This window comes from Kribbella sp. NPDC055071, assembly GCF_053608045.1.
In genome coordinates this window covers 262,170-272,543 of sequence record NZ_JBSGUS010000007.1, presented here as the reverse complement: position 1 = coordinate 272,543, position 10,374 = coordinate 262,170, and the positions used below count along the sequence as shown (strand labels likewise).

The following is a 10,374-nucleotide window of genomic DNA, read 5'->3' as shown; positions in this document are numbered from 1 at the left end:
ACTATGCCCTCCCTGCGTCTTCGATCTGCCGGATCCGCTTGGTCTGATGGGCGCCAGCATCCCCGGATAATAGGCCACCCGTGACGAATTATCTGGTCACGCGAATGCACTCTGTCAATGCGTCGGCCAGAGTTCGTTCACGTGCAGCGCCATCATGTGATCCTTGGGTACTTCTCCGACCAGGTCAACAACTTCCCGTGTATCGATCCTGATGTAAGGCCGACAGCGGTAGGCGCCATGTGGGGCAAGCAAGGCGCTGGTCGTTGCTCCCCTAGGCCTCTGTCAGTGAGCGGACCGGGGCACCGAGCCGGCGGAAGTTGGCCGGAGGCCGAGCAACGGCGACGAGGTCAGGGCGGCGGAGCCCCTGATAGGAGCCGAGCGACCGCCGGCCAGTCTCGTGTCAGACGTAGTCCTGGCTCATATAGCGAGATATGTTCGCTGTGTCGTCATCGCTGAGTCACTATATTTTAGATATACTTGACATACGAGCATCACTCCGCGAGTATGTCGCGTATACACCAGTGAAGGAGGTGAGGATGTGGGCCAGCTAGACCAACGGATCATGCGGATCCCGCTCCCGGTCTCTCTGATCCGCGAGATGGACGCCGTGATCCTCAATGGCGTGGGTGGATATACCACCAGAGCGGAGTTCATCGTCGACGCAATACAGGAGCGCGTCCTCGACCTGACGGTCGAGCAGGAGGAGGACTCCGGTGCTCCGCCGGCCGAGAGTGGCTATCTGCCACGCAATGAGGTCGAAGAGAAGCCGGGCGTAAGTGGCCCAGCGAACAGCGGGATATCGATGACTGCCTTGGCTCGACCGGCACTCGGCGCCAAGGCCGCGGCAGGCAGCGAGTTCGCCCAGCCGGAAGGGCAGGTCCTGTTCGGCCTCCACAACCGAGACTTTCCCTCACTCTGGGCATTGTCACGCCTAGCTGAGTTCACCGCGACGGATCCGATGCCAGTGCAGGCCTACTTGGCTGAGGTGTCCGAAGAGGCGTGGAAATTTGGCGAACTTTTGCTCGAGATTGAGAGGCGCCTTGGGGGCAAGAGGACGGCCTTGTTTCCCACTAATCGGGACAAGAAGAAGGCGGCGGAGCTGGGGTTTCAAACGTTCGCTGTTGGTGGATACCGATACGACGGGCGCGGGTCAGTCGTTACGGGTGGTCCACTCTTCGAGTGGCGCGTTGCGGCCTTGATTGCCGGAGAGGCTGGAAGCCCGCTCATCGCGGTCACCCCTGAAGGGCACTTACTGCTCGAGGCCATAGCTGGGCTGACGATCGCCGAGCCGCACGAGGCTCATGAGACAGCCGCGTTCCTAGCTCACATCGGGCGGTACGCGCCAGCGGATTGGGCTGGGTTCGTGGCGATATTGCGGGCTGTGGGGCGTGATGGCGCGACCCGCCAGAGTGTGCTCGACAGCCTGTCACAGAGGTGGCCTGATTGGACGGAGAGTGAGCTGTCGACGAACGCCGCTGGTTATATCGCACGAGCCCGCGAGTGGGGACTCGTTGAACCTAAGCAAGTCAAAGCGGAGTATCACCTGACACCTCGTGGTCTCGACCAACTGAACGGAGTGTACGCATGACCGTCGACAAACGCGGGATCATCGGACTGGCACTAGCTGCTCGCACTGAGGAGGAGGCGTTGGAAGTTCAGCGCCTGATTGAGGCAGCCATCGGCGCGCGGAATCAGCGTCCTCTCGGCAATACATGGAATAATCAAGGAATTCTTACGGGCAGTGGTGCAAGCTACGATCACAAGGCACTTGAGGTCGTGACCAACATGCAGGATGCGGTACTTGAGAGATTCGCTGTACAGCGATACAAGTCTCGTGCAGCGGCGCCGTTTGCTACCCCACACGAGGCCGCCGCATTGTTGTTGGCAGGGATGACGAAGAAAGAACGGGCGGACCTGTCGACTGTCTCAATCGACCGAGCGGTTGAGGGGATCGGCAAGAAGCATGTCACTATTGTGATGAGAGATCAGGGTTGCGGAATCGCCCCTGGTGAAGTACCGCAGGGAATCTTTCGCGTCGGTTCTAAGCATAAGGACGGCTGTGACTGGCAGCAGGGGACTTTCGGTCTGGGCGGGGCGACTACCTACAGAAATGCAAAGGCTGTCGTTCTGGTCACGCGACGTCACCCGGATCTACTTGGGCGCGGTGAGCCAGATCTAATCTCGGTGGCAGTTGTGGAGTGGGAGCGGGTTCGGACCACAATTAACGCATCTTACCTCGTAATGGAGCCCTGGGACGAGGATGACCCAGCAACTTGGGGATCCTCAGTTCCTTTCTCAATCGCGGCCTCTGAGTACCCTTCGTTCGAGCCCGGCACCCACCTAGCTCTCATTGCCTTCGATACGGAAGGCTTCGGACGGCGTTCAGGTGACGAGAAATCATTCGACACCATTCTAAATACTCGACTGTACCGGCCGGTGCTTCCGACAAAGTACCGTAACAACATTACGCGCGCCAACCGAGAGGAGGTGCTTGACGGACTTGAAAGACGCCTCAATGACAATCCGGGTGAACCGGGGTCAGAGGGCGCAGACACCCTTCCATTTAACCATCAGGGCATTACGTATCAGCTGCCGATCCGTTTCCGTATATTCGCCAAGCGCGGTGAGAAAGGGGAACGAAGGAATTATGTTGCGCACGGCCACTCTCTTCTCGTCACGTCCAACGGGCAGGTTCATTTTCATTGGACGCCACAGGGCTTCAAGCAGAACACCCGGCTTAATAAGCTAAACGATCGAATTCTGGTCATCGTCGAAAGTGATGCTCTTCCGATTGAGATGAGAACAGAGCTGTTTACGGCCGATCGCGCGCAACTTGTCAGTAGTCCGGCGGCTCTACGCCTGGAGAAAGAAATCGCCGCTTTTCTTGACGAGTGGCCCGCGCTCAACGATGCCAATCGGGCGCTTGTCCGAGAGGCAATCACCGGAGACAACAACGACCGCCCGACGATCGCCATCGCTGAAAAAATTTCCCGCGCATTCAGAGCCAAGGGGTTTACGATCGGCAATACTGGTGTCGGAGGAAGCGGTGGACGAGGTCGGAAGGCGCCAGAACCAACGCCGCCGGAGGATTTGTACGACGACCCCACGCACTTCGAGGGCCCAGCATCGCTCGAGGCTCAGCCTGGCAAGGTCAAAGGCCTCTATTTCAGGCTGAACGCGAAGGACGGATTCCTCGGTGCCGATCGCCGCGGACAGCTCGTTGTTACCTGCGACCATCCCGACATCGGGGCCGACGAAATCACCGTTGGTGAGTTGCGGTCCGGCCGGGTTCGTGTATCCATCGCCGTTCCGGATGGCGCTGACCTCGGTCCGTATCTCATCAACGCCGAAATCTCTACCTGGCCGAAATCCTCCGGTGGGTTGGGGCCGCGCTTCGACTGGACGACCAAACTTCATCTGCAGGAGGAGATCAAGCCGAAGGACAGCGGCGGAACGTCGGGTCAGAGTTCCGGCAGGCATGGTTCGAAGGATGGTGGGCTCGTAGCAATGATCTGGAAGAGCGATGTCGAGATGGAGGGTTGGACGCCGGCGACCGTGGGTCAGATCGAGATGGTGCCAGCTAAGGATCTCGCGGGCCAGAGAGAGGAGTACAGAGAGCTCGCCACAATCGATGCGGACATACCGACCGTCGTGCTGAACCGAACCTACTCACATCTGAAGACCTACACCGCCGCTCGTGCGGCGGAGCTGACCGAGGAGGGAAAGGAGGCCACGCGTGATCGCTACGCGGTCGGTGTTGGAGTTGCCCTTCTTGTCATCGATGAGGATGCACGTAAGAGCCAGAACGCTGGCAGGCTCATGGATGACGTGGCGGTCGCTGCCGGCCAGAGGGCGGCGGCACGTGCGGTCCTCAGCGTGATGCCCGACTACGACCGTTTGGCCAAAGAATTGGAGGATTAAGGTGATTCCCTATCGAGAACCAATAGGATCACGTGCACTCCCGTCGCAGGCGAAGTTCTGGACTCCAAGACCAGCGGATATTAGCGACGAGGGCTTCGGATTCTTTCGCGACGTCTGGCCGATCCTCCAGACACCAGTAGACGAGGCGAGAGAGTATCTCGCCGCGGAGCGGAAAGTTCTGGAATCCGTTAACAGCATCGCGATGACCGAGGAGCGATTCGACCTCGTGGCGTCGGCAATCGAAGACGATGACGTTGATCGCTCGGAATTGACGTCCGCCGAGCGTCGCCATCTTCAGGACCTGATCGACGATGCCGAGCAATTCTTGGATGGTCTCGAGCTCGGAGTAGGTGGGCTCGTCTATGCACTCTCGGCTGTTGGAGCCTTTCCGGCGGCGAGTTGCCGCGGACATATCGGCCCGGCAGCCTGGTCTGAGTCACCAGTTGTTCTCGTCGCGATCGATGAATTCCGGGCGAGTGTGCTGGAGCCAATGGTGACACTTGCCACCTGCCGCTTCGACATTGACCCCGCCCGTGCAGACCTGCTCGTGATTCGTGGTAGCTCGGTCATGTCCACCGTTCAGCTGGCGGAAGCTATTTTAGCAACCCGATCCGCGTTCACCCCCGGCAAGACGGAAACTGCTCCCAGGACAGATCACCTGCTTCGCCATCAGGGTCGTCCGTTCTAACGACGAGCATTTGGGCGGAATCTACGCGATGAGGCTCGGTAGTGTGGCGCGCCTCCGCGGCAAAGAGTGCCGCCCCGGCACGTGCAACGAGGCGCCGATTCGCCGAAGGCGAAGTAGTCAACTTCATCGGGCGGCACCCAGATCGGCAATCCCTTCAGGTCAGTCACGTCGTGCAGAAGGCGGCGCGAGCGTGTAGCCGTTCCTGTTGTAGATGGTCATCTCAAGGTGAGCAAGCACTGGCGCAGTCAGATGATAGATCTGTTCGTGTCGCCGAATCTTTGGCTTCCGAAGCGAACCGGAGCGACCGCGGGAGCGTACGGCGACCCTCGTCTGGCCGTATTTGAGCGGCGGGCAGCTGAGCCGTCGTCGTTCGCACTGGCGTCGGAACGCTCGTGCTGACTGCTCAGGAACGGGCACCCCGCTGATTTGCAGCTCGACACGAATGCACCTGTTCTGTCGGTGGGCGAGCTGCTGGGACGGGGTTGGGGAGCCGACGTCGCCAGAGCTCGTAAGGAATATGACAGCCGTTGGCTTGGGTGTATCGCCGAAGATGAGCGGGATCACCTAGACACGGTCGCCGTCTGAGACGGTTTGCGTCCGAATGTCGAGCGTCCTCTGGGCCGATTTGCGTGGGCTTCGACGCCGGCCAGCTAGAGCCAGCCAACTCTGACACGTTTCTCAGGCCATGGTTCAGGATAGGTACGCACGGAGCCATTCATGGACTGCGGCCGCGGGCGCGTCTCGCCGAGGCGTGCGCAACTGACGTTGACCTGAGCCGTCGAAATCAGATGGTGACGTCTGGCGCACGTTTGGTGGCCGAGGCGTGTAGTCATCCCAGCAGGTGCGCATTGATTGACTTGACCTTGCCGGCCAGGTCGGGGAGTTCGAGGACCTTGACGTTTGCGGCGTTCAGGAGTTCTACGCCTTCGCAGTCGACGAAGACTGTGGGCTCTCGCCAGGCTAGGACTACTCGGGGGATGCCGGCGGCGAGGATTAGCTCGGTGCAGGTTTGGGGGCGGGAGGCTCGTTTGCTGCAGGGTTCGAGGGTTGTGTAGATCGTGGCTTGGCGGAGGCGGGGGTCGTTGGGGAGGACTTTCGTGAGGGCGATTTCTTCGGCGTGGTCGTGGGGGTTCGTCTCGCGGGAGTATCCGGTTGCCAGGACGTCGCCTTCGGCGGTGACGATGATGGCGCCTACGGAGAAGGCTGTGGTTGAGGGTGGGCACGAGCGGGACAGATCGATGGCCTGCTCGAGCCAGTAGTGGTCGTCTAGATCAGGCACGGGGGCTGTCCTTCGGGAGGTAGCGGAGGAGAACGACGTCGCCGATCTTCTTGACCTCGGCCAGGTCCATGCGGTTGGACGGGCTTTGGGGGTACTGAGCGTTGCTAACGAAGCGAGGAGCGCTGCTGTCTCCGATGAAGAACGGGGCGATGACCAGGTGAACCTCGTCGGCGAGGCCGGCGGAGAGGAACTGGGTGTGCATGGTGCCGCCGCCCTCGACCATGAGTCGCTTCACGCCGCGCTGAGCAAGGTCGCTCAGGACAAAGGCGAGATCGACGGCTGATCCGGCGTCGACGACGTTGCTCACGGCACCGACCGCGGCAGTTGCCTTGTCGACTGCGGAGGACTGAACATAGACGACCTTGTCGACATCGCCGGTAGCGAAGAACTTCGACGACGGGTCAAGGTCGCCGCTCGCGCTGATCGTCACCTTGATCGGCGATTCCGTGAGGCCGGCATCCAAGCGGCGTTTGCGGCGGTCGTCGGAGCGGACGAGCAGACGGGGATTGTCCCGGCGGATCGTGTTCGCGCCCACGAGGATCGCGTCGACCCCGGCTCGTACCTCGTCGACCCTGTCGAAGTCCTCGTCGTTGGACAGCAAGAGTCGCTCGCTGTTGTTGTCGTCGATATAGCCATCGATAGAGGCCGCCACCGACAGCAGTACGTAGGGGCGCTCGGTCACGCAGGGTCTCCTTGATCGGTGTCGACGAGGTTGTCGATCAGGTACACGAAATCATCCGTCATCTGCTCGATCGCGCTCGGCCCGGCGTCGTCGCCGAGCTGTGCGCAGCTGGCGAGCATCTCTCGCGTGCTGTCCGTCATCCAGTTCGATAGGCGAGAGGCGCGGAGCGTCTGATGGTAGACCGCATTCGCTGAGCCTCCGCTGGCGCCGAGAGGCAAGATCTTCTTCCCCATCGACATCGCGATGTCAGCTTCCGCTTGGGTGCCGCCTCCGCCACCGATGATGACCACGTATGCGGCGTCGAAGATCACATTTCGTCGCCCGAAGATGGCAACGGCTCCGCGCAAGCCGGGTGGTTGGTAGTGATCCGCGATGTGGGTGATCACCTCTATGCCGACACCAACGGGGCCGTGGTTGACGAGTAGGCGCCGTACCATCACGAGGCGAGCTAGCGAGCGCACGGCCACATCGATAACCGCGGGATTCGACCCGCCTGATCGGCTACCGCAGATCGCTATCCGGGTGCTCGACGAGTCGGAACCATCGACCCGTATACGCGTCGACTCAGCGAGGGGCGACGTACCTCTCGCGAGCTCTCGCTCGTCGCGGATGGAGGAAACGAGCGCATCGGCTGGTGCCAAACCCATCAACATCCGTGCGTCGTCAGGCATCTGCAGACCCTCTGCGATCCGCGTGAGTACGTTGATGTCGGACACTTGGCCGTGGCGAGTACCTCGAATCCAGTTGGACACGTCAGACCGGTCATGTTCGGTCAGAAGCGCCAGTTGAGTCTGGGTGCACTCAGCGAACTCGGCGAGATACCTGCGAAACACTTCGGCCACGTCTCGCCGCGCCAAGGCAACCTGTACGGCGCTCTGTCGCCAGAACGAGACCGGTACGGCTCCAGGGTCAAACACCCGGCGACGAGTCACGGTTCTTCCCAGATGCCGAATCCCACCCACAGAGCGTAGCGGGGTGCTCCCGGGGTGTGGGACGAGTCCACGGGCTGAGTCAATTTCGCGCGCGTGCATTTGTAGCCAGCATGAGGTCATGGGCACGACAGCACACGCCGTTCGTGGCCCGAGGCCCAACTAAGCAGCGGGGTCGGCGTGCTGGTCCCTGATGCCCGCGTCGACCCCGCGTTCCACGTCTGTGAGGAAGCCACGTGTCCGTCGTACAGCAGTTGAAAGAGCAGCTACACCACATGTCGATGGAAGCCAATCGGGCTGCAGGTAGCCTCGGCGGCTTTCAGAACAACTTTGGTCAGAGCAGCGCGCAGGTCCAGGCGCTGATAGCGGGTTCTGCCACGAGAAGCGATCGGGACATCTGCGAGCTGCTCGACGCGGCGAGCAAAGCGGTCGGCGACGCTGTCCAGTCCCTCCAGATTGCGGCGGCAGGATGCGCTAGCTACGCGAACCAGATCTAGGCCGAATGCCATCTGAACTGCAGCGGGTCGCGCAGGGGCTTGTGGAGTGCCTTGATCGGATTCCTTCGATGGTTGGGTACCTCCACCGATTGGCGGCGCAGTGTCGGGAGAACGCTTCGTTCATTGCGGATTTCGCGTCCGGCAATCCGGCCGCCCGGCAGGCGGCGTACCAGCTTGCGGCAGCTGCCGACGCTTGCGAGCGTGCCGCGCATCTGGCAACCGCGGCGCCGCCGAAGGCTCGAGCGTGGGCGGATCAGATGGTGACCGGTGTCCGGGGTGCTGGGCCGACACCTGGCGCTGGACTACGCGATACTAAACGCCCTCCAGGGGACTCCGGCAAGCCGGCAGCGACGATCATTGAGCTGTCGACAACAGAGCCGGATCACAAAGACCTTCTGAGCCGGCCGCCGCCTCGAAGCACGATCAGGGTCGACGGGCGCTTCGTGTACGAAACCGATGCCGACGGCCGAGTCGTTCGAGCCAAGGCAACTCTTGATGTTGTCGACCTGAAGCATCCGCGGGACACGACCTCGCAACGCAACCTCGATGGCAAGCTCCCCGGGGATCACGCCGGGCACATCTTCGCCAGAATCTTCCGCGGGCCGATTGGCAAGCTGAACCTCACACCGATGGCAGGGAGCAGCGTCAACCTCAGCGCCTACAAGCGGGCTGAGAACGCTTGGCGTGCGGCTCTGGAGGCTGGATCGGAGGTGGATGTCCAGATTGACCTCGTGTACCGCACTGACAAGAATCGTCCCGACCTGATCGCCGTCAGATACTCGATCGACGGTGTTGTTACGCAGCAGACCATTCGCAACTCCCCGCGCCCCAGACGAGGAACTACAGATGCCGATTCCTGATCAAGCAACGTTGGAGACCATCGGCTCGGCCATGGCGAAGGCGGTGCCCGAGGGCTGGGCGAAGGTTGTTCTGACGGTGTCAGCAGTCGCGGCGACGATGGAGACGCAGCTCGTGATCGAGATGTTGGATGGCTCGGTCGACGCGGATCTCAGCATCGATGTCGAGGCGCAGATGGCCTGCGACGACCTGCGTGATGCCATGTACGAGGAGGGGAAGGGGACCTGGTACAACGCCGTGTTCAGCGTGACGCAAGGGGCCGGAATAGAGGCATCGTTCGACTATGACCATCCTCCGTTCGAGGGTGGCGGGACGCCGGACCTGCTCGAGGACGATCAGCGTGCCTACCCGCGGGACGCTATGCACCTCCCGGCATGGCATCCGTCCAGAGGCAGTTCGACCTGACAGCTGACCGACGGGCGGCCGGCCTGCGTCGTACCTCGGTAATGGTGATGCCTGGTCATAGTTGGCGACCCGTTGGTCCGGATCGGCCTGGTGTGCCTGGCCGGTTCTGACTGGTTGGTTGGGTGTTGACTGCGCCGCGGGCGTGCGCGACGTCGGCGGCTGCGGCTAGGGCTTGGCGGAGGTCGGGCGGGAGGGGGAGGCGCGGCGGGCCGGTGGGTTCGGCGCCGCCGCGATGGAACGAGGGGCGGTAGTTGGGTAGGTGGGCGAGTTCAGGGACGGGGTGGCCGATTTCTCGCTGCAGCTGGGCTGCCGCGATGAGGAAGGCGCGGTTGTCCCCGCGGGGTGCGAAGCTGACCGCCTCTCGGTATGGCAGGCCGCCGTCCTCGGCCTCGAATTCGCGGTAGATCAAGCGATGCGATGGGCCGAGCTCCTTACCATGACGGACCTCTGAGACGACCGGGACCTTGATTTCGGCGCAGTCGCGGAGGTCGTGGTGCCCTGGTGAGTAGCCGAGCCGCTTCCCGTCGTACTCCTCCTCGCGTCCTTCGGCCAACGCCAGAAGGCCGAGCTTGAGGGCGCGGAACTCGCGACCGCGAAGACTGGTTGGTTGTGATTCGGCCGCACGCTCCAGCATCGCCAGTTCCCGCCGAACCCTAGGCCTGATCAGCAGCCGGAACCGTTCGGTCATTTCTTTGGGGGTAGGTCAGAGTCATCGATCGGCTCGTTCAGATCCCAGCCGATCTCGGCTGCAACTTCTTCCAGCGGAAGTGACGGGCCGTCTTCGGCCAGAGACTCGCGCGCCATGTCGTAGACGTGTTCGAACTCGAGCGTTTCGGCCGCCAGAACTGCGAGGCGTTCCCAGAGTTTCCAGGAGATGAATGCGCCTTCGGGTTGTCCGCCGGCGCCGATGATGAAAGGCCCATTCTCGCCTGAGCGGAAGCGTTCGAGCATCTGGGGGAGATGGTCGGCAGCAGCGGAGGGGCTGATCACCCAGATTCGTTCGCCGGTGGCGAAGATGTACGGCGTTTCGTCGGAGCTCATGGAGATCCTTCCGGTGTTTGTGCGTGCTGGTCAGCGTAGGAGCAACCGGCCGGTCGGCGTCGGAGTTATCCACA

At 61.8% G+C, this 10,374-nt stretch carries 11 protein-coding genes; 6 read left to right on the top strand and 5 right to left on the bottom strand.

Going from position 1 to position 10,374, the window contains the following annotated elements:
- Window positions 1-562: 562 nt before the first annotated feature.
- From ACWF4Z_RS14830 to ACWF4Z_RS14820, 3 genes are read left to right on the top strand one after another with little or no spacing between them, the layout of a single operon-like run.
- Window positions 563-1,588 carry a ribbon-helix-helix domain-containing protein gene (locus tag ACWF4Z_RS14830; protein WP_452243560.1) on the top strand — a complete coding sequence of 342 codons (1,026 nt, stop codon included), beginning with the start codon at window positions 563-565 and terminating at the stop codon, window positions 1,586-1,588.
- Window positions 1,585-3,921 (top strand): hypothetical protein, encoded by a 2,337-nt coding sequence (locus ACWF4Z_RS14825; RefSeq protein WP_452243559.1) that lies wholly within the window; start codon window positions 1,585-1,587, stop codon window positions 3,919-3,921. The genes ACWF4Z_RS14830 and ACWF4Z_RS14825 overlap by 4 nt, the downstream gene beginning before the upstream one ends.
- 1 nt (window position 3,922) lies before the next feature.
- A complete protein-coding gene (locus tag ACWF4Z_RS14820; RefSeq protein WP_452243558.1) occupies window positions 3,923-4,609 on the top strand; it encodes a hypothetical protein in 687 nt (228 codons plus the stop codon).
- Window positions 4,610-5,438: 829 nt separating this feature from the next.
- Here ACWF4Z_RS14820 and ACWF4Z_RS14815 read toward each other — a convergent pair.
- From ACWF4Z_RS14815 to ACWF4Z_RS14805, 3 genes are read right to left on the bottom strand one after another with little or no spacing between them, the layout of a single operon-like run.
- Entirely contained in the window at window positions 5,439-5,888 is a 450-nt protein-coding gene (locus tag ACWF4Z_RS14815; protein ID WP_452243557.1) for a deaminase, read from the bottom strand.
- The gene (locus ACWF4Z_RS14810; RefSeq protein ID WP_452243556.1) at window positions 5,881-6,570 is read right to left on the bottom strand and encodes a RibD family protein; all 690 of its coding nucleotides are present in this window, start codon (window positions 6,568-6,570) and stop codon (window positions 5,881-5,883) included. Before ACWF4Z_RS14810 ends, ACWF4Z_RS14815 begins: the two co-directional genes overlap by 8 nt.
- Window positions 6,567-7,502 carry a hypothetical protein gene (locus ACWF4Z_RS14805; RefSeq protein WP_452243555.1) on the bottom strand — a complete coding sequence of 312 codons (936 nt, stop codon included), beginning with the start codon at window positions 7,500-7,502 and terminating at the stop codon, window positions 6,567-6,569. The genes ACWF4Z_RS14810 and ACWF4Z_RS14805 overlap by 4 nt, the downstream gene beginning before the upstream one ends.
- Window positions 7,503-7,735: 233 nt before the next feature.
- Here ACWF4Z_RS14805 and ACWF4Z_RS14800 point away from each other — a divergent pair, with 233 nt between their 5' ends.
- From ACWF4Z_RS14800 to ACWF4Z_RS14790, 3 genes are read left to right on the top strand one after another with little or no spacing between them, the layout of a single operon-like run.
- Window positions 7,736-7,996: a hypothetical protein gene (locus ACWF4Z_RS14800; RefSeq protein WP_452243554.1), complete on the top strand. Its 261-nt coding sequence runs from the start codon at window positions 7,736-7,738 to the stop codon at window positions 7,994-7,996.
- Between the two features lie 5 nt (window positions 7,997-8,001).
- Window positions 8,002-8,856 (top strand): DNA/RNA non-specific endonuclease, encoded by an 855-nt coding sequence (locus tag ACWF4Z_RS14795; protein ID WP_452243553.1) that lies wholly within the window; start codon window positions 8,002-8,004, stop codon window positions 8,854-8,856.
- On the top strand, window positions 8,843-9,259 hold the full coding sequence (locus ACWF4Z_RS14790) for a hypothetical protein (protein ID WP_452243552.1): 417 nt from the start codon (window positions 8,843-8,845) through the stop codon (window positions 9,257-9,259). The genes ACWF4Z_RS14795 and ACWF4Z_RS14790 overlap by 14 nt, the downstream gene beginning before the upstream one ends.
- A 55-nt stretch (window positions 9,260-9,314) precedes the next feature.
- On the opposite strand, the gene ACWF4Z_RS14785 is transcribed toward ACWF4Z_RS14790, so the two are convergent.
- The gene (locus tag ACWF4Z_RS14785) at window positions 9,315-9,947 is read right to left on the bottom strand and encodes a hypothetical protein (protein WP_452243551.1); all 633 of its coding nucleotides are present in this window, start codon (window positions 9,945-9,947) and stop codon (window positions 9,315-9,317) included.
- The gene (locus tag ACWF4Z_RS14780) at window positions 9,944-10,300 is read right to left on the bottom strand and encodes a hypothetical protein (RefSeq protein ID WP_452243550.1); all 357 of its coding nucleotides are present in this window, start codon (window positions 10,298-10,300) and stop codon (window positions 9,944-9,946) included. The genes ACWF4Z_RS14785 and ACWF4Z_RS14780 overlap by 4 nt, the downstream gene beginning before the upstream one ends.
- Between the last annotated feature and the right edge of the window lie 74 nt (window positions 10,301-10,374).